Below are 19719 nucleotides of genomic sequence, written 5' to 3'. Positions count from 1 at the left end.
TCACCTCTCGACGATCGCAAAATGTCGGTTACACGCGTTCATGGCCAACGACGTGGCAAGGGAGATAACGAGATAGACGGACAAGGTGATCGCCATGACCTGGACGGCGGCGCCGGTCTGGTTGAGTACCGTCCCGGCAAAGATCTGAACGAGGTCGGGATAGCCGATGAACACCGCAAGCGACGAGTTCTTGATTAGATTGAGATACTGGCTTGTCAAAGGCGGGATGATAATACGCAGCGCCTGCGGAACAACGACAAGGCGAAGCGTCGTGCCCGGCGCCAGCCCCAGCGCATACGCAGCCTCGCTCTGGCCCTTTGGCACTGCCTGGATTCCACTCCGGACGATCTCGGCGATGTAGGATCCGGTGTAGACCGACAGACCGATCAGGAGAGCGGCAAACTCCGGATAGAGTTGATGTCCGCCTTGAAAGTTGAAACCCCGCAGCTGCGGCGCGACAAACGAGACCGGCTCGCCAGCCGCCAGGAACACGATCAGCGGAAATCCTATCAAGGTCGCCAGGCTGACCAAAAATACCGGCAGCTGCTTGCCAGTTCGTTTCTGGACACTCTTCGCGCGGAACCAGAATGCAATGCAGCAGAAAACGGCCGCTACCAATGCCAGGCCCACAAGCCCCGCCCCCGGATGCCACTGGATCTCCGGAATGATGAGGCCGCGATTGTTGAGATAGATGCCGCCGGGGATGGCGATGGACGCCTTCGGGGAAGGCAACGGCTTGAGGACGGCGTTGTACCAGAACAGCAGCTGCAGCAATAACGGGACATTGCGCACAAGCTCGACATAGGCGGTCGCCACCTTCGAAACGATCCAGTTCGGCGACAGGCGGGCAACGCCGATGACGAAGCCAAGCAAGGTGGCCAGCAAGATTGCGAGGACGCTGACGTAGAGGGTATTGACCACTCCCACCCAGAACGCCTGACCGTAGGTGGATAGTGCATCGTACGGTATCAGGGTTTGATTGATGTCGAAGCCGGCAGCCTCATTCAAAAAATCGAATGAGAGCGGAATCCCCCGGACCCGCATATTCGATACGGTCTGCATGCCGATGCCCAGGGCCAAAGCCAACAGGCAACCTGCGAGCAAGAGCTGGTAGAAAACGCCGCGCACTTTCGTATCGTGCAGCGATAGGCTCCTGCGCGAGGGCGCTGGAAGCGACAAATCGGACATGGCGTGTTCCTATCGGGATCTGTGCAAGGCGCTGGCGGTAACGCGCCAGCGCCTTGCAACCATGCTTTGCCTAGCGAATCGGCGGAGCGTACTGAACGCCGCCCTTGTTCCAGAGCGCGTTCATGCCGCGCTCCATTTTCAGCGGGGAGTCCTTGCCGACATTCCGATCAAACACTTCGCCGTAGTTACCGACCTGTTTGATCACCTCGACCGGCCAGTCATCGCCGAGTCCGATGTCCTTGCCGATGCTGCCTTCCACGCCAAGCAGACGGCGGATGCTGGGATTGTCCGACGACTTCATCGCATCAACGTTTTTGGAGGTGACCCCGTATTCTTCGGAGGCCACCATGACGTAAAGCGTCCACTTCGCCACATTGAACCACTGGTCGTCTCCCTGCCGCACTGCCGGGCCAAGCGGCTCCTTGGAAATCAGTTCGGGAAGAACGATGCTGTCGTCCGGCTTGGCCATGCGAAGCCGCGATGCGTTCAAGGTAGAGGTGTCCGCCGACAGGACGTCGCAACGCCCCTCCTCGTAAGCCTTCACGACAGCTTCCTCGTCGGCGAAACCAACCGTGGTGTACTTGATCGACTGCGAGCGAAAATAGTCGGCAAGGTTCAACTCGGTCGTGGTGCCTTGGGTGACGCAAATCGATGCGCCCTCGAGCCCCTTGGCTGATGTGATGTTGTCCGCCTTGCGCACCATAAATCCCTGACCGTCATAGAAGTACGTCCCCGCAAAAAGTATGCCGAGAGACGTATCGCGCGACGATGTCCATGTTGCGTTGTGTGCAAGAATGTCGATCTCCCCCGACTGCAAGGCAGTGAAGCGATCTTTTGGCGTCAATGGGATGAACTTAACCTTTTGCGCATCCCCGAGCACGGCAGCGGCCACGGCGCGACAATAGTCGACCACAAATCCGGTCCATTTGCCTTCGTTATCGGGAAGGCTGAAGCCAGCCGTGGCCGAATTTGTGCCACACGTCAGCACTCCATTCTTTTTGACATTGTCGAGGGTTGCGGACCACGCCGAGGAGGCAGTGCACGCGATAGCGAGGGCAAGAAAGCCCTTGAACATCGATCTCATTTCGGTATTCCCCTGTTTTTGTTGAAGGGAATGTGGCCTCAAGTATGACTATTCGTCAAATTGACTGTTCTCATTGCGAAAATGAGCGTCATTCATAATTGAGGAGGCGCTCGCTCTCGGGTGAAAGGGAGCTTGAGTGCTGATCGGGCTAGTTTGCTTGGGGCGGGCTAATCGAATGAGCGACGGCGCGCGCGACCTATGGTGCAGCCAACCCCGGTGCTCCGACGGTTGACCCTTGGTCTCTCTCGGTCCGCGACTCGTTGTAGATGCTCATGATTATTTCCCGGAGCCATTTGGTACCCGGGTCATTCGCCATCTGGCGGTGAACAATGAGCCAGGCATTCACATTCGATATGGCAAGGGGCGGCGGGACCAGCGTCACCTCACTCCTCTCGTCCAGAATTTGCAGGATGGCATCGCCGCAATGGGTAATCAGTTCAGTGCCGCGAAGCGCCCAGGGCAGCACCAGATAATTCGAGATGGTCGCAACGACATTGCGCCGGAGACCATGCTGCTTGAGGGCGGCATCCGCGAGGCCTTCTGCCAGACCATCTGCGGAAATCTGCAGGTGAGAACTGGCCAAATATGTTTCCAGTGTCATTGCGTTCCTGGCGATCTTGCTTCCACTCCACACCGCGCAAAACAATTGATCCTGGCCAAGCTCCACCTTCAAGAGACCTGGGTCGTCGCGTATTGCCGCTCCCGTCAGCGCACAGTCGACTTGTCTCAAATAGACCGATGAACCGATTTCGGGTCCGTTTGCGGGAATGACGTTCAGCGTCGCGCCAGGCGCTTGCCTCGAAAATTCCCGTATGAGCCCTGGGATGAATATCATGGCGTGATAGTCAGTGAGTCCCACGCGAAAGTTGCGTCGCGTCGTTGCTGGATTGAAGATCTGATGCCGGTCGATCGATGCGCGGATAATCGCCAGCGCGGCAGAAATATCCGACAGCAGCTCAACCGCCCGAGGCGTTGGCCGCATCTCGCCTCCATCTCTCGTGAACAATTCGTCCTGCAACAAATACCGAAGTTTTGATAGGGAATGACTTACAGCTGATTGTGTTCTTCCCAATTCGGCAGCTGCGCGCGTTACGCTCCTTTCACGCATCATCACGTCGAACACTCTCAGCAAATTGAGATCGATATCATCGAAACTCATGAGACCTCCCCCGTTTTCGTCATGCCTCGCCTGCATGCTAACATCGCTTCCAACGCGCGAACGATGCCATGGCGAACAAATGCGACCCTTCGACCTGCGGGGTCAACGTTCCCTATTGGGAAATCAATACGTTACCGGAGGGTTCGCCAACCCATTTCCTTCGCATTCTCTCGTATGGTCTGGCGAACCTAAGGACCAGGGACGTCTACGACTCGCTGCCCCTTAGGCTGAGGCCAGACTGACCTGTTGGCGCTTCGGCTGCCGTGCCGAAACCAGGGTGGCGAACTGGTCCACCGCCTGCCCGGCCCGTGCCAGAACCTGCGGGTCCGTGAGCTTCCCGTCGGAAAAGTCGCTGTCATTGCCATAGACGGCGCTTGGCACCGTCAGTGCCAAGTAAAAGCCGAACAGGGGGCGAAGCTGATGCTCGATCACCAGAGCGTGGCGTTGACCGCCGCCTGTTGCGCCGATCAGGGGCGCCGCAGGCTGTTCTCGACCGTCTGGATCACCCATTTGCGCGAATGGCCGCCGAGATTAGGCCCCTTGTCGTGCGAGTTGACGAACTTGGTCGCCACGACCCAATGATCGCGCGTCGCCTTGATGCCGCGACCGACGACTTCCTCGGACTTGCCGTTGTGGTAGACGTCGGCGGTGTCAATGAAGTTGATGCCTTGCTCGCGCGCCTTGTCGATGATGCGATACGGCTCCTATGTCATGGGAGTGAACGGCTTCCGGCGTCCGCCCCCAAAGCAGCTGCTTGCGGCGGTGACCGAGGCGCCGGTTACCGCATCGTGTCGTCGGTAATAAAGCGACGTTGCGCTCTCTGCTTTCACATCCGGGTATGCCGAAAAGTCCGTCGGTCAAAAGTCGACCAGCGGCGTGTCCACGATCTGGTGCTCGAATAGCAACCAGAACGACGATCCCCGGGATTCGGAGTACCAATGCTCAAAAATCGCAAGGGCCTCGCCGATATTGGTGGCGGGTTCGTGCTCGGGCAGCTTCGCAGCCTGGAACAACGCAAGCGCAACGGGGCCAAAATGCGTGATCGCTTCCGTGCGCGCCTCGCTGTCCGCATTCCAGCCGAGCCGCAAGCGCAGGACGGCCAAAGCGCTGGCCACGGCGATCTCCTCACTTTCGGCTGAGGCCACGGCGTCCGAGATCGCCTGCATGAGGTTGAGCCGCCTGAAGGCGAAAGCGCGCTCCTGTTCCAGAACCGCGATCTGATTGGCCGCTTGTCGCCTGAAGCTTGCCTCGGTTGTCCTGGCGGTCTCAGCCGTCGTCTTCAGGTCATTGAGAAAGGAAGCCGTCGGATTCATCTTGGCTCACTAGGATGGCGGAAGAGAGTGGGAGTCGAACCCACCAGAGACCGACTCGCGGCCCCTCCCGGATTTGAAGTCCGGACGCCCCACCGGGGACGATGCTCCTCCAGAAATTTGCGCCATCGGCGGCTCACCCTCGCCTGTCAGGCGGAACAGGTCCAGCCTGCGCCTGTTCAGACGGCGCAAGTCTCCCCGCCGCAGCGTCACGCCGTGCCGATCGAGAAATTCGAGGATATGGATGGCGACCTTGCGTCCGCTGCCCACGCGATCGCGAAATTGAGCAGCGGTGAACTCGCCTGTGGGCATCGACGCAGCGAGGTCGCGCGCGATCTCGACGATCTGCGCCAACGCCTGGCGCTGGAAGAAGTGATCATGAGCGACCTCGTGGACCTTCCCCATGCGGCCGGCAAGCTTCAGAAGCCGCCGGATTTCCGTCTCCGGCGCGGCCAGCACCTCGGCAATATCCCACACTCTCGGCGGATGGAATCGTTCGGGTCCGCCGATGAGGGGCTGGATCTGCAGCCAGAGAGTTTCATCCTTTGCCGTCAGGTGCGCCTCATGACCGGGCAGCCGCACCCAGGCGCCGTCCAAGGCAACTTCTCCAGCGTGCGAAAGGCTCCGCAGAACTGCTATGAAAGAGGGGGCCGGCAGACGTGGATCAAGCCCAATACGCAGTCTCTCCATTCCTACGCCCGGCAAATCCGGATTGTCGGCATGGAAGGTCTCCAGGGTCGCGGCCAAGTCGCGCTTGAATCGCAACCAGCGCTCTGGCGACAGCACGAGAAGCATTTCTCCGACGGCAAAACGGACAAGCCCGAGTTGATCGATCAGGCCTCCCGTCTCGCAGTCACTGAGCGCCCTGTCGCGCGCGAAAGCCTTCAGGTCGAAATAGTGGGGCGGCGCATCAAGGAGTGCGGCGGCGGCCAGTTCGGGCGCCAATAGCGCATGGGCATCGAGTTGGACCAGCCGTTCCGGCGCGCGGCGTTTGCGGCTGGGCGCCCGCAGATCGAGAAAATGTCCGCCGCCGATGGTTCGCTGCGCGGAGGTGTCGCGCACCACGTAAACGTCGCCGGCAGCGGCCGCGATCGGACTGTCCAGCACCAATTGAACATTGGCCGTGCCGCCAGGCCCGATCGGTTCGTCTCCGAGGAGTACAATGCGTGCCCCCACCTCCGTCGCGGCATGGTGGAGCCGCACCGGAAACCATTGGCCGATCGGCTTGCGTTCACCCGGCAGAACGCGAAGGCTTGCATCGATCCGGTCCGACGGCGCGTGAAGCTTCGGATCGACAATTACGTCGCCGCGCCGGATCGCCTCCTTGAAAACCCTTTCGCCGGTCAGATTGAGCGCGCAGCGGTCTCCCGCCCGACCACGTTCAGCCGGCCGGTTCTGAGCGTGGATCGATCGGACCCGCGCAAGCAATCCCGACGGGCTTACGACCACGTTGTCCCCAGTACCGAGAGAACCCGAAAGCACGGTGCCCGTCACGACGGTGCCCACGCCGCGCAGCGTGAACGAGCGGTCCACCGCTAATCGAAAACGGCCCGAAACTGCACGCCGGACAAGATGAGACGCCTCCTCGAACAAGAGATACCTGAGTTCATCGATACCTTCGCCTGTAACGACCGAGACGGGAATCAGGCGGGCCTCGGCAAGCATCGTCCCGGTAAGCACCGAGCGGATATCGTTCGCCACCGCAGTGCGGCGCTCTGGATCGGCCAGGTCGCATTTCGTGAGCAGGACGGCGCCGCGCTTGACACCGAGCAGGTCGACGATGGCGAGATGCTCCCGGGTTTGCGGCATGACGCCGTCGTCGGCGGCCACCACGAGCAACACGAAGTCGATGCCGCTGGCGCCGGCGAGCATCGTGTGTACGAAACGCTCGTGCCCGGGAACATCGACGAAACCGATGCTATCGCCACCCGGCACCGGCAAATAGGCGAAGCCGAGATCGATCGTCATGCCGCGTGTCTTTTCCTCCTGCAAACGATCGGTGTCTATACCGGTCAGCGCATGCACCAGCGCAGTTTTGCCATGGTCGACATGTCCTGCCGTGCCAACGATCATGATGATGCGGCCTCCGGCCACGGCGCGGCGGCGCGACGCTCGGCCTCGGCCGCATCGCCCGCGCTCAATTCGGCGCGCACCGGAGCCAGATAGCGGCCGGCAAGGGCGCTGCCGCCTGCCTGGGCACGCAGGAGCCAAACGAGCGCGTCGACCGCGTCAGCCGGCACGCCCGTGCCAAGATGGCAGGCGGCACCGAGCATTGCCTGCCCTTCGGCGTCTCCTCGCATGGCAGCACGGCGCCACCAGCGGACAGCCTCGTCCGGATCGCGCGGCACGCCGAGCGCATTGTGATAAAGCATGCCGATCCGGGTCATCGCGGATGCGATGCCTTGATCGGCCGCGGCAAGCGCCCAACGTCGCGCCTCGCCGACATCGGGAACCATCACTTCGCCTTCCAGCAGCATCCAACTCAGCATATCCTGCGCCGGTCCGTCGCCAGTTTCCGCTGCGGCCCGATAGAGCTCGGCCGCCCGGCGAAAGTCCTGCTCGACGCCTTCGCCGCGGAAATAGAGCGACGCCAAGTTCCTTTGTCCGACAGGATCCCCTGCCCCGGCGGCGAGCGCCAGCCAGCGAAAGGCCATTTCCGCATCACGCTCGACGCCGAGCCCTGCGGCGAAGCAGGCACCGATATTGTTCTGGGCGCGGGCAACGCCCCGGTGAGCCAGCGGCTCCCATATGGAGAGAGCCAGGGCATGATCGCCTCGCCGCGCGGCTTCGAGGGCTTCGGTCATGCGTGCGGCCACAGGCGTCTCGGCTGGGCGGCGCGCAAGGCGGTCAAGCCAGCGCATCGGTTCCTCCCGGATTTAAGCCGGTTAGATTGGCGACGAAGTTCGCCTCGTCTTCCAGGCAGCGGAAATCGAGCACGAGCGCCTGGTTTTCGATGCGCCCGATCACGGGGACGTCCAGCCCACGCAGCGCAGCCGCAAGCGCTTCGAGCGCCCGGCCGCTCCCTGCGCGCGGCTTGAGTGCAAGCCCGGCGCTTGGCATCGTTTCGAGCGGCAGCGCGCCGGATCCGACTTGGCTCCGGCACTCCACCGTGTCGACCGCAAAGGCTTCGCCCACGGCGTCAGCAACCAGGGGAGCAAGGCGCTTTGCCTGCGCTGCAATCTCCCTCACCGAGCGCGAGAGCAGCCTTAGCGTCGGCAGGCGCTCGGCCAGGCGGTCGGGGTCGCGGTAGAGCTTCAACGTCGCCTCGAGCGCTGCCAAACGAAGCTTGTCGACCCTGAGCGCCCGCTTCATCGGGTTGCGGCGGATCGCTGCGAGCAGGTCCCTGCGACCGACGATGAACCCCGCCTGCGGACCGCCAAGCAGCTTGTCGCCGGAGAATGTGACGAGATCGGCGCCGTCGGCCACCGCCTCGCGCACGGTCGGCTCGCGCCCAAGACCGTAGCGGGCTAGGTCGACCAGCGTGCCCGAACCGAGATCATGGACCAGCGGTATCCCATGCGCCTTGGCGATTGAAGCGAGCTCGGGTGCCCGGATCTCGGCCGTGAATCCTTCGACCCGGTAGTTCGATGTGTGCACCTTGAGGATGAGCCCGGTCTCCGGGCCGATCGCCGCGACATAGTCTTTGCGATGCGTGCGGTTGGTGGTGCCGACCTCGACAAGCCTGGCGCCGGCGCGCGTCATGATCTCGGGCATCCGGAAAGAGCCGCCGATCTCGATCAACTCGCCTCGCGAAACGATCGCTTCGCGACCGAGCGCCAGCGTGTTGAGGACGAGAAGGACGGCAGCCGCGTTGTTGTTGACGACGGTTGCATCCTCGGCTCCGGTCAGCTCGCAAACGAGCGATCGAAGATGATCGTCCCGTTCGCCGCGCTCGCCTTTCTCAACATCGAATTCGAGAGCCACCGCTTCGCGCATCGCCAGCCGAACAGCCTCGACCGCCTCTTTCGCGAGGAGGGCTCGTCCGAGATTGGTATGCAGCACCGTTCCGGTCAGGTTGAAAACGGGGCGCAGGGAAGAGCGTTCGCGGTCCTTGAGCTGCACGAGCGCGTCGCCGGCAAGATCGTTTGCCTCCGGCACGATGGCTCCGGCATTGCGGGAGGCCATTCGCGCATCGGCGACGGCTCGGCGAATGGCCTCCGTCGCGGCCTGCCGTCCGAAGCGCTCGATTGCGGCCGCCGCCAGCGGGGTCCTCAGCACTTGGTCGACCGACGGAAGATTGCGCAAAGGGTTTGCGGATGAAGGGGTCATCGTATCAATAGCCAACAAGGAACGGATTGAACGATCCGCGGCGATGGCCACCCTCGCGGACGAGCAGGTCGAGGCCGAGCGTCGCCACGTCGTCGGCGACTGGATCGAGAGCCGGATCCTCGTGTTGGTACAGGATCTTTACATAGCAGCCGCATGCATCGCAGGTCTCGGCCTTGACCGTGCCAGGACCTCCCTCGATTTCCTGATAGCCTATCCCCTTGGTCGAGCCGCACAGCGTACATTTGACACGGACGTGGTTCCACAATGTTCCACACCAGCGCGCAGGCGCAGAACCGCGCCCCGTGTGCGCCGTGCCAACCAACGATGATCGAGGATACGGGCGGCCCACCGCAGGCCGGACAGGCGCCGTCGGCAACCGGAACCAGCGACGAGCTGTCGAGACATGCCGCGAGGCGGGCGAAGTGAACCTGCAGCGCGGCCGCGACATAGACATGCTCGGCAAGCGCGTTCATTGGGATCGCATCGGTGAGCACATTGCGCACCATGGATTCGACCCCGGACGCATCGATATTCGCCAGTCTGTCCAAGGCGGCTGCGGCTGCCTCGGGCTTTTCGATCGTGGCTGCCACTTCGAACAGGCGGCCGAGCGTCATTCCAAGGGCGGCATCCGAAGTGAATTGGTTGCGATCGAGCGGCGGCATACCGAAGGTTCGTGCGCGCTCGCGCGCCTCCGCGGCCGGCAATTCGACATCCGGCAAGCCGTCCTGGATGCGGTGCTGCGCATCCGTCAGTGCAGAAAGGAAGCGGAGATAGGGGCCGAGCTGGTGGTCATCCGCCAACACATTCAATCGCTCGGAGCGGCGAATGAACAAGGTCCGCGGATCAGGCAGGCGCGCAAAGGGTGGGGCCGAGACCTCGCCGATTACAGTCGGGTCAGGGCGTGACGGATCTTGTTGCCTTGGCATTTCAACCTCACGAACCTCACGGGCCACGTGGTCGGCTTGATACTGCTCCAGAGCAATTCCACGAAACGTGTATAACGGTTTTCCGTCCGGAATTGCGTAAAAACAAATACTCGCTCATTCGGCAGGATTCGATCCCGAACGTCCGTCCGGTTTGCCTGCGATCAGTTCACGCAGCCATTTGCGATGATGCCGCCAAGCCCAGCCGCCGGTCACCCGTCCGCGCGTCATGGCGGGAATGGTGCCGCGTACCCAGATGGCCGAGTAGAAATGGATAATCCAGACGCCGATGATCGCCACGGCAGCGATCGAATGAACAAGCAGCGCCACCCGCTGCTGGCCGATCGTGGTGTAAGCGGCGAAATATTGTTGCCAGATGACGATGCCGCTCGAAATCAGGATGATGATGAGGATCGACATTGACCAGAAGACGAGCTTCTGGCCGGCATTGTACTTGCCAACGTCGGGGACGTTGTCCTCGTGATTGGACAATACGTCACGGAAACGGGCGAGCCACGTTCCGTCCTCGGGCCTCCACAAGTTGGCCTTCCAGAACCGAAGGAAAAGCCCAAGGAAGCTGAAGAAGAGCAAGACGCCGATCCATGGGTGAATGAAGCGCGTGAACTGACCGCCGCCAAACAGCCCCGAGAGGAAGAACAGGCTCGGGTGAAACATGGCAAGGCCGGACAAGGCGAGCAGGATCAGGCTGGCCGCCGTGATCCAATGGTTGATCCGCGCGCTCACCGTGTAGCGGTCCACGATGACCGGCTTGCCGGGATGTACCTGCTCGTTCGGCTTCACGTCATATGCGGCCATCGTTGTCGCCTTCCGTCAGCTCTTCGGCATGCTCCTCATCCGCCTCGGACACCCTGTTCGGTCCCATCACCAGATGGTGAAGCAGGCCGACGCCGGCCGCCACGCCGAGAATGGTGAGGCCGGCATATTTGGTCACGCCCTTCCACGCCTCCACGAGCGGACTGATCTTCGGCTCCTTCGGCAGACCAGAATAGAGTTCCGGCTGGTCGGCATGGTGCAGCACATACATCACATGCGTCCCTCCGACGCCGGGCGGATCGTAGAGGCCGGCATTCGAATAGCCGCGCGATTTCAGGTCCTTGATGCGGCCGTCGGCGTGCTGTTTCATCTCGTCTTTTGTACCGAACACGATTGCCTGGGTCGGGCAGGCTTTGGCGCAGGCTGGTCCCTGGCCGACAGCCACGCGGTCGGAACAGAGCGTGCATTTGTAGGCCGTGTGATCGACTTTGGAGATGCGCGGAATGTTGAACGGGCAACCCTTGATGCAATAGCCGCAGCCAATGCAGTTCTCATGGACGAAATCGACGATGCCGTTCGAATACTGCACTATGGCGCCTGGCGCCGGACAAGCCTTGAGGCAGCCCGGGTCAGCGCAATGCATACAGCCATCCTTGCGGATCAGCCATTCGAGTTCGTTCGTCTCGGGATTGTCCCATTCGCTGTAGCGCATCAGCGTGAACATGTCCGGCGTCAGATCGGCAGGATTCTCATAGACGCCGGTATTGAAGCCGATCTCCGGATGCGTGTCGTTCCACTCGATGCAGGCCGTCTGGCACGCCTTGCAGCCGATGCATTTCGAAACATCGATGAGCTTGGCGACTTCCGTCAATTGCTGCTCGGGCGCGGGAACCGTCGAGGCAGAGCGGCGGATGAGGTCCTTGTCGGAAAATCGCGGTGCGGTATCCGTCGTCGAAGGATTTGGAAGTGGAGGAAACATCGCTTACTCCTCCTACGCTACCGGCCCGGCGATGGGCTCGATATTGACAAGGAACGCCTTGTATTCCGGCGTCTCGATGTTGGCGTCACCGACAAAGGGGGTGAGCATGTTCGGGCCAAAGCCTTTCTTCGCCGCTCCCGTGAAGCCCCAATGCAATGGTATTCCGACGATGTGGACGGTCTTGCCATCGCAGGTGAGCGGCCTGATCCGCTTGGTCACCATGGCCTTCGCCACAATGGAACCGCGCTTCGACCAGACGCGCACCCAGCCGCCTTTGGTGATGCCCTTCTCGGCCGCAAGCTGTTCCGAAATTTCCACGAAAAACTCCGGCTGCATCACCGCATTGGTGATGACGTGCTTGGTCCAGAAGTGGAAATGCTCGGTCAGTCGGTAGGAGGTCGCCGCGTAGGGGAACTCCTGCGAAGCCGATTCGGCGAACTGGGCCATATCGCCTTCGAACACCCGCGCTGCGGGGTTGCCGCGAACTTTGGGAGCTATCGGGTTCGCGATAGGCGACTCGAATGGCTCGTAATGCGCCGGGAATGGTCCGTCGCGCATCATGCCCCGGGTGAAGAGGCGCGAGACGCCTTCCGGATTCATGATGAACGGGCCTACTTGATCGGGCTTTGCCGTTGGCAAGATGTCGGGGACATCGTAGCCCGACCATTTCGTGCCGTCCCATTCAATCACCTTGCGGCTTGGATCCCAAGGCTTTCCGGTGAGGTCAGCCGACGCCCTGTTGTAGAGAATGCGGCGGTTGGCGGGCCATGAGAACGCCCATTTGGAATAGGCGCCGGTTTCGTCAGGATCGGTGGTGTCCCGCCTGGCCATGTTGTTGCCGTTTTCGTTGAAGCAGCCGGAATAGACCCAGCAGCCGCAGGAGGTGGAACCGTCGTCGCGCAGCGCGGCGAAGCCCGGCAGGAGCTTTCCGGCCTCGGCGAGCACCTTTGTCGGGTCGGCCGTGTCGGTTACCCTGGCGAGCGCCCTACCATTGATCTCCTGGGCAAGCTCCTCGGCCTTCGGATCGCCGGGATCGGCATAAGGCCAATTGAGCTTGACGATCGGATCCGCGAAGGCGCCGCCTTCCTTTGTGTAGAGCTCCTTCAGGCGCAGATAGAGCTGCGCCATGATCCAGGTATCGCGTTTGGCCTCGCCGGGGGGCGTGCCGCCGGCCCAATGCCACTGCAGCCAGCGCCCCGAATTGACCAGCGAGCCGTCGTCCTCGGCGAAGCAGGTGGAGGGGAGCTGGTAGACTTCCGTCTGAATCTGCGACGGATCGACATCGTTATACGGCCCGTGGTTCTCCCAGAACCGGCCCGTCTCCGTGTCCAACGGATCCATGATGACGAGGTATTTGAGCTTCGAGAGGGACTCGATCACCTTCTTCTTGTTCGGAGCTGCCTGTAGCGGGTTGAAGCCCTGGCAGAAATAGCCGTTCATCTTGCCCTGGTGCATCAACTCGAAAGCCCGCAGCAGATCGTAGCCCGGCAGGTCGAGCTTCGGCAGGTAGTCATAGGCGAAGCCGTTCTCCGGCGTTGCCGCGTTGCCCCACATTGACTTTTGGAAGCTTACGAAGAACTTCCTGTAGTTCTGCCAGTAGCTCATCTGGTTCGGCCGGAGCGGCTTGAAGCCCCGGGTCGACATGTAGGCTGCCAGATCGACCTCCTTCTCAGTCGGCAGCGTCAGATAACCGGGCAGCAGGTTCGACATCAGCCCGAGGTCGGTCAGCCCCTGGATGTTGGAGTGACCGCGAAGCGCGTTCATGCCGCCGCCGCGTATACCGATATTGCCGAGAACAAGCTGCAGCATCGCCATGGCGCGGATGTTCTGCGAGCCCTTCGAGTGCTGGGTCCAGCCGAGCGCGTACATCGAGGTCATCGCCTTGGTCGGAGCCGATGTCTCGGCGACCATCGCGGCCACCTTCAGGAACCGGTCCTTCGGTGTGCCGCAGATGCGCTCGACCATCTCCGGCGTGTAGACCGCGACATGCTTCTTGAGCAGATTCCAGACGCAGCGGGGATTGGCCAATGTCGCGTCGACAACGGCAAAGCCGTCCGTGCCTATGTCATAGTCCCAACTGGACTTGTCATAGTCTCGCTTCGCCTCGTTATAGCCGGAGAAGAGGCCGTCCTGATAGGTGAAGCCCTCCTTGACGACATATGTCGCGTTGGTGAAGGCCTTCAGATAGTCCCATTGCACCTTATCGTTCTGGATGCAGTAGTTGATCAGCCCGAGCAGGAAGGCGATGTCCGTTCCCTGGCGGATCGGCGCGTAAAGATCCGACACCGAAGCCGAGCGCGTAAAGCGCGGGTCGATGACGATGAGCTTGGCGCCGCGGTTGGCCTTCGCCTCTGTGACCCATTTGAAGCCGCAAGGATGCGCTTCCGCGGCATTGCCGCCCATGATGACGACGAGATCCGTGTTCTTGATGTCGGTCCAGGAATTGGTCATTGCGCCGCGGCCGAATGTTGGGGCGAGACTCGCCACCGTCGGGCCGTGTCAGACACGTGCCTGGTTGTCGAACACCAGCATGCCCGCGCTGCGGACCACCTTGTAGGTCGCGAACGCGGTTTCATTGGTCGAAGCCGAGGCGGCGAGGAAGCCGGTGGTGATCCACCGGTTGACCGTCACGCCGTCATTGTTCGTCGCGACGAAGTTCTTGTCGCGATCGTCCTTCATCAGGCGGGCGATGCGGCCGAGCGCGTCTTCCCAGCTTATCGGCTCGAACTTGTCCGAGCCCGGTTTGCGGATCATCGGATGTTGCAGACGGGTCGGCGACTTGACAAATCCGAGCAGGGCCGACCCTTTGGGGCACAAGGTGCCGCGATTGGTCGGATGATCAGTGTCACCCTCGATATGGGTTATCTCGGCCGGCTCGCCCTTTCTGAGATCGCCCTTCGAATACAAGATTATGCCGCAAGCCACCGAGCAGTATGGACAGGTGTTGCGTGTTTCGGTGGTGTTCGCGAGCTTGAAGGGCCGTATAGCCGCCGCGTGTGCGGCCTCGCTATCGCCGAAGCCGAGGGCTCCAAGCGTAGTACCGGCGAGACCCGCGCCTGCTGTTTGCAGGAACGCGCGTCGAGAAAGATCGATGTTCATGGGTTCCTCCCGAAGCCGGTGCCCCACAAGGCAACTCGAACCAACGGTTTAATCCGGGTAACTAGTCTCGGACCAAATAAAATCAATGCCAAAGAACCAGGTGCGTACGGTGCAGCAAAAGTGCCCCTCCGAACCGCCTTCCTGCAACAGGTTTGTGCCCGCAAATCGGCATTGTGTATTATTGTTGAATATTCTCGTCATCTTTTCGTGACCGCGATTGAGATTGACGAAAACGAACGCATTACCATACAGTAAAGCGTGGCGATGAAACAGCTCCCGCGGGTCGGGGCGCCTTTCGATCGATACCCAATGACGGCGATGCCTCGCACGCCGGATACGGTGCTTGCCTTTCCTAACTCAACGAAATCCGCTGAGAGCAAGCGTGCTCCAAACGCGCCGTGCGTTGGGCGATCGTTTTTTCCATTCCGGTTGACCTTGATCCCTACTAAAGCGTGCCAGCAGAGGAGGCTCGACGACCATGGCAATCGCCCTCTCGCCTGAAATCACCGAAGCGCCCGTTGTGCGCCTGACCAGCCTCGCCCATGGCGGCGGTTGCGGCTGTAAGCTGGCACCGTCAGTGCTGCAGCAGCTTCTCGCTAATCCGGCGGCTGCCAGTCCCTATCATCAGCTTCTCGTCGGCACGGAGACCGGCGACGATGCGGCAGTCTGGCAACTCGACGGCGCGACTTGCGTCATTGCGACCACCGACTTCTTCATGCCTATGGTAGATGACCCCTACGATTTCGGCCGGATTGCCGCAACCAACGCCCTGTCCGATATCTATGCGATGGGTGGCCGGCCGATCATGGCGCTGGCGATCCTCGGGATGCCTCTCGACAAGATCCCGACGCTCATGGTCCGCGAAATCCTGAAAGGTGGCGAAGCCGTCTGCGCCGACGCCGGAATCCCGGTTGCAGGTGGCCACTCGATCGACTCGCCGGAGCCGATTTATGGCCTCGCAGTCATCGGCACATGCCGACCCGGAGATATCCGACGCAATTCTGACGCCAAGCCGGGTGACGCCTTGATCCTGACGAAGGGGCTCGGCGTCGGCATCTATTCCGCCGCCATCAAGAAGCAGGCGCTTTCCGAGAGCGGCTATCGCGAAATGATCGCCTCCACCACCCTTCTCAACCGGATCGGATCGGAGCTGGCGCAGGACGCGAGCGTCCACGCCGTCACCGACGTGACCGGATTTGGCTTGCTCGGACATGGCCTCGAGATGGCACGCGGTTCCGGGTGCACGCTGATAATTTGCAGCCACGACGTGCCGCTCTTTTCCGAAGCTGCCTCGCTCGCAGTCGACGGCCACGTCACCGGCGCATCGCGGCGCAACTGGGCGAGCTATGGCGACGCGGTAAGCTTACCTCCCGGCATGCCCGAGTGGCGACGCCATCTTCTCACGGATCCACAGACTTCGGGCGGGTTGCTGGTTGCTTGCCAGACCGACCACGCAGCGGCGCTCGTCGAGAGGATCGTCGCGGACGGCTATCCTTCGGCTCGCATCATCGGCCATGCCAGGCCCGGCGCGCCGACAATCGTAGTAGAGGCCTGAACGGCCGCTCCGCTTCCCGCCAGATGACGGGGTGCGCCCTCCAGTTCGCGGCACTCCACCTCCTGCCACCACTGGATCGGCAGGCAAAGACGCCGCCTGCCCTGTCCACGCTGGATTGGCGGCGAACGCTGCGGACTGTTTTGGTGACCGGCGTCTGTTTCCGATAGAAGTGAGGTGGTGTGCGGCCGTCGCTATCCGCTGATGGTGACTTGCTTTCCATGTTTGATATCTTAGTCTAAGATTGTAGTCGGCCGGGGCACAGTCCAGCAGGAGGGCAGGATGTCCAAGCGCGTTCCATTTACTCCGGGAGATTTAACGGACCATCAAAGGGGCACCGATGACGTCCTTGTGGGCGACAACAGTGTAAACGGCTTGTTTGGGGATGCTGGCGGCAGCATGTTCGACCATGCTCGGGGTGGAAATGATACCCTAACCGGGCCCAACAACGTCACCGGTGGCGACGTCCGCCATCTTCTCTCGGGTGACGCGCTGTTCCAATTCGATTTCGCTCGGGGCGGCAACGATACCCTGATTGGCGTCAGCAACAGCAGCAGCGATGCCGGGGTTTTCAATGAAGTCTGGGGCGAGGCAGCAAACATGTTCAACTCCGCTCGGGGCGGCAACGATACCCTGATCGGCGGCAACAACACTGGCGGTGGCGGTTCCCTAGTTGACAATGCTCTCGTGGGCGACGGGGCAAATATGCACGACTCTGCTCAGGGCGGCAACGATACCCTGATCGGCGGCAACAACACTGGCGGTGGCCAGGTTATTGACTCTCTCTTCGGCGATGCATTCGTTTTCTTTGACTCCGCCAAGGGCGGCAACGATACCCTGTACGCTGGGACCGCTGCGCCCGGCAGCTTGGTCAGTAACCTAATGTGGGGCGATGGGGAATTTGACAGCGCTCAGGCTCAAGGCGGGAGCGATCTGTTTGTATTCAAGGACGATGGTCCAATGACAGTCGGAATCAATAACAGAATCGAAGACTTCAGCCAGAGCCAAAAGGACAAAATTGAGTTTTGCGGCGTGGAGGATGTGCAATCTTTCAATGATCTCACAATCACCAGAATTGGAACTGGAACCATCATTACCGCAGGAGCGGATCAAGTCACACTCGATAACTTCACGAGCACGTTGACCGCACATGACTTTCTGTTCGTGTGAAAGCGGAATTCCTTTCGCCGCACGAACGCCCCATAACTGTTTAAGCATTTGCTATTGGGTGTCCCAGACGGCTAACGTGCTGCGCTTCTTGAATCCGCTTCCCACCGAGCCCGTGTGAAAACTCAGCGCATCAGGCAAAAGCGTGGAACGTTGTTTTCCGGACCGCCGTTGTCACCTACTCGAACAGCAATAACGCGGACCAGCTGCAAGCCCCACCCGTTGCGCTGCAGTTCCTATTAAGCCGTGACGAAAAGAGCATGTTTCAATGCGGCCTCGGCGCGTGGTCAACGTGAGAAAGGTACCTCTTCCAGCCTGCAAATCGGACCTCGCCCCTCCCTACGCTCTCATATGACGCTGGCGTACAAGTATATTTGCTATTTCGAGCATCAGCTTTGCAATATCAAGAATAATATTCATGGTTTGCACGTCATAATAGCGGCTCTTGGAAAGCATGCCTTGCCGGTCTTAGCCTTAAATCGCCGATGTCTGGCTACGAATTTCCGTTGCCGCGCTCGCCGTGGTTGACGGAAAGGTTCTCGCTTGGCTCTTTGAAAGCATGCTCACGCTGATGATGCATTAGCCGGGTGACGCGCGCGCTGATGTCCGCGCTTCATAAGATCGGAAGCTGCTTAAATGGGTAAACACACTACTTCGATTCAATAACCCCGTTCGAGGTCGATTTTGTTGGACAGAGGCTCTCCTCTTGCGACTTGGCCGCAGAGATCGGCGACCTGGTCGATTCCAGAATCCACCCAGAAGCTCGCGACATGAGGTGTGATGGTCACCCTGGGATGAGTCCACAACGGCGACGAAGCCTCCAGCGGTTCACGCTCAAACACGTAAAGGGTGATGGCCGTGAATTGACCCGGAGCCAGCGAGCTTCCGCTTAGGGTCGGTCTTTCCGTTCCCTCAGAGTCGCAGGAGCGTGGGGTGAGCGGTACTACATCGACCCGGCCAGACGCCATTCCAACCGCTGATCCGTCTCGACCGCTTTCGGCCGCTAGGTCGCTTCGCCCGGCTTATGGAAGTTCGATCTCGCCGTCCACCACGTGGTTGAGGCCGGTGCCTTCCGCCGTCAGCGTCATGCGGACCTTCAGCTTCTTGCCGCCGATTTGCCCTTCGCGCACCGTCTCCTCGATCTTGCGCTGGGAGGTGACGCCGACTTCCTTCAGGAACTTGCGGATCGACATATTGACGGCGTCTTCGCTCATGGCGGAACTCCTCTGTGTCCGGAAGGGATTGTAAAGGAAGGCAAGGGATCAAGGAAGCAGGACGGTGACGTACGGTTTTATTGAAATAGACCTCGAGCCGGGAGGAGACGTCGGGTCCTTAAACTTGATCGACCCCTGGCAGGAGGAGTGGAACCGATCGACGTCTTGCGCAGAAGGAGCACTATGACGGCCATCTCGGCCTTGATCTGACCGATCAGGAAAAGAGTGATCTGATCGAGTACCTCAAATCGATCTGATCAGCACTCGGCGCTTCTTTGGGTTCGATTGGGAGGAAAGACCATTAAAGAAGATCGTGGTGAGATAAATTGCGGGTCGGCACAACGTAAGCCAGGCCAAGCGCTGTCTCGCCGGAAATTTCTTAAGGCGTCGACGACCGGCGCGGCGATTTGCCGGTGCAGGTGGGCTTGCTTCCTGCATGACAGGTCAGCCTGCGGCGCTCGGCACCGAAACAACCCCAAAGCCTGTGGCGCTTTATTAGGATGTTCCAAACAAAGGTCGCCGCTGCGCCGGGTGCACCCATTTCCTGAAGCCGAATGCATCCGAGAGTGTCGCGGGTGAAATCAGCCCCGATGGTTGGTGCCGCTTTTACAAAGCACGGCCTGCCTGATCGGCAGAAACCAGCGGAGACTTTCGTTGTCTGCTGCGCTGCGGGTGATGGCCTGCAGGCATCGCGTCGAGGATGTCGGGTCACATTAGACATTCGACAAGTCCGGAGTCAGAGCCGAAGTGATCGATGACTTTTCCAACGTTTGCCTTCGCGATTGACCCATCCTGGTCAAACACCCCAAACCGGCGGCTGCATCACCTTTCCTCCGGCGGCTTGAGGTGCCGAAACTGCAGCAGCAGCAGCAGATCATAAATGATTTTGAGTGTGCCGCAGATCAGGAGGGGCCATGCCCGGAACGAGGCAGCGAACAGAGCGCCCGCCAGGGCGGGACTGGCTGCGGCAGCCAAACTGCGCGGTACCGATGTGAAGCTTG

14 protein-coding genes, 1 tRNA gene and 4 pseudogenes are annotated in these 19719 nt (G+C 60.7%); 2 read left to right on the top strand and 17 right to left on the bottom strand.

Features of this window, described 5'->3' with window-relative positions:
* The 14 genes and pseudogenes from NKH41_RS21615 to fdnG form a co-directional block, all read right to left on the bottom strand.
* Positions 1–1188, bottom strand: coding sequence for an amino acid ABC transporter permease (locus NKH41_RS21615; RefSeq protein WP_352933861.1), 1188 nt, complete (start codon positions 1186–1188; stop codon positions 1–3).
* 70 nt (positions 1189–1258) lie between these two features.
* Positions 1259–2272 carry an amino acid ABC transporter substrate-binding protein gene (locus NKH41_RS21610; RefSeq protein ID WP_352451692.1) on the bottom strand — a complete coding sequence of 338 codons (1014 nt, stop codon included), beginning with the start codon at positions 2270–2272 and terminating at the stop codon, positions 1259–1261.
* Positions 2273–2468: 196 nt separating this feature from the next.
* Positions 2469–3431 carry a LysR family transcriptional regulator gene (locus NKH41_RS21605; RefSeq protein ID WP_352475066.1) on the bottom strand — a complete coding sequence of 321 codons (963 nt, stop codon included), beginning with the start codon at positions 3429–3431 and terminating at the stop codon, positions 2469–2471.
* A gap of 222 nt (positions 3432–3653) precedes the next feature.
* Entirely contained in the window at positions 3654–3941 is a 288-nt protein-coding gene (locus tag NKH41_RS21600; protein ID WP_352771980.1) for an NADPH-dependent FMN reductase family protein, read from the bottom strand.
* Positions 3905–4129, bottom strand: a pseudogene (locus NKH41_RS21595) (aldo/keto reductase); the annotation flags it as partial. The gene NKH41_RS21600 and the pseudogene NKH41_RS21595, both read right to left, overlap by 37 nt.
* Positions 4130–4288: 159 nt before the next feature.
* Complete coding sequence (locus NKH41_RS21590) at positions 4289–4597, bottom strand: hypothetical protein (protein ID WP_352933857.1); 309 nt, start codon at positions 4595–4597, stop codon at positions 4289–4291.
* A gap of 162 nt (positions 4598–4759) precedes the next feature.
* Positions 4760–4855 (bottom strand) — tRNA-Sec (locus NKH41_RS21585).
* A 123-nt stretch (positions 4856–4978) separates the two neighbouring features.
* Positions 4979–6814: pseudogene (selB, locus tag NKH41_RS21580) on the bottom strand (selenocysteine-specific translation elongation factor); the annotation flags it as partial.
* Entirely contained in the window at positions 6811–7602 is a 792-nt protein-coding gene (locus tag NKH41_RS21575) for a tetratricopeptide repeat protein (protein WP_352933854.1), read from the bottom strand. The gene NKH41_RS21575 and the pseudogene selB, both read right to left, overlap by 4 nt.
* Complete coding sequence (gene selA, locus NKH41_RS21570; RefSeq protein WP_352933851.1) at positions 7589–9010, bottom strand: L-seryl-tRNA(Sec) selenium transferase; 1422 nt, start codon at positions 9008–9010, stop codon at positions 7589–7591. The genes NKH41_RS21575 and selA overlap by 14 nt, the downstream gene beginning before the upstream one ends.
* A 4-nt stretch (positions 9011–9014) precedes the next feature.
* Positions 9015–9936 (bottom strand): annotated as a pseudogene (gene fdhE, locus NKH41_RS34155) (formate dehydrogenase accessory protein FdhE).
* Positions 9937–10050: 114 nt separating this feature from the next.
* Positions 10051–10749 (bottom strand): formate dehydrogenase subunit gamma, encoded by a 699-nt coding sequence (locus tag NKH41_RS21555; RefSeq protein ID WP_352451684.1) that lies wholly within the window; start codon positions 10747–10749, stop codon positions 10051–10053.
* On the bottom strand, positions 10736–11686 hold the full coding sequence (fdxH, locus tag NKH41_RS21550) for a formate dehydrogenase subunit beta (RefSeq protein WP_352774620.1): 951 nt from the start codon (positions 11684–11686) through the stop codon (positions 10736–10738). Before fdxH ends, NKH41_RS21555 begins: the two co-directional genes overlap by 14 nt.
* Positions 11687–11698: 12 nt before the next feature.
* Entirely contained in the window at positions 11699–14785 is a 3087-nt protein-coding gene (fdnG, locus tag NKH41_RS21545) for a formate dehydrogenase-N subunit alpha (protein ID WP_352933845.1), read from the bottom strand.
* Between the two features lie 478 nt (positions 14786–15263).
* Between fdnG and selD the strand changes: the two genes are divergently transcribed.
* Together selD and NKH41_RS21535 are read left to right on the top strand one after the other, a co-directional pair.
* Entirely contained in the window at positions 15264–16340 is a 1077-nt protein-coding gene (gene selD, locus NKH41_RS21540) for a selenide, water dikinase SelD (protein WP_352933842.1), read from the top strand.
* A 279-nt stretch (positions 16341–16619) separates the two neighbouring features.
* Positions 16620–17507 carry a hypothetical protein gene (locus NKH41_RS21535; protein WP_352933839.1) on the top strand — a complete coding sequence of 296 codons (888 nt, stop codon included), beginning with the start codon at positions 16620–16622 and terminating at the stop codon, positions 17505–17507.
* Between the two features lie 656 nt (positions 17508–18163).
* On the opposite strand, the gene NKH41_RS21530 is transcribed toward NKH41_RS21535, so the two are convergent.
* The 3 genes and pseudogenes from NKH41_RS21530 to NKH41_RS21520 form a co-directional block, all read right to left on the bottom strand.
* Positions 18164–18472: an NAD(P)-dependent oxidoreductase gene (locus tag NKH41_RS21530; protein ID WP_352774614.1), complete on the bottom strand. Its 309-nt coding sequence runs from the start codon at positions 18470–18472 to the stop codon at positions 18164–18166.
* Between the two features lie 54 nt (positions 18473–18526).
* Positions 18527–18718, bottom strand: a complete 192-nt coding sequence (locus tag NKH41_RS21525; RefSeq protein ID WP_023679340.1) for a DUF6494 family protein — start codon at positions 18716–18718, stop codon at positions 18527–18529.
* An 822-nt stretch (positions 18719–19540) separates the two neighbouring features.
* Positions 19541–19719: pseudogene (locus NKH41_RS21520) on the bottom strand (MFS transporter); the annotation flags it as partial.

The sequence above is a fragment of the Mesorhizobium sp. M1169 genome, assembly GCF_040318345.1.
GTDB lineage: Bacteria > Pseudomonadota > Alphaproteobacteria > Rhizobiales > Rhizobiaceae > Mesorhizobium.
This window is presented reverse-complemented; position numbering and strand designations above follow the sequence as displayed.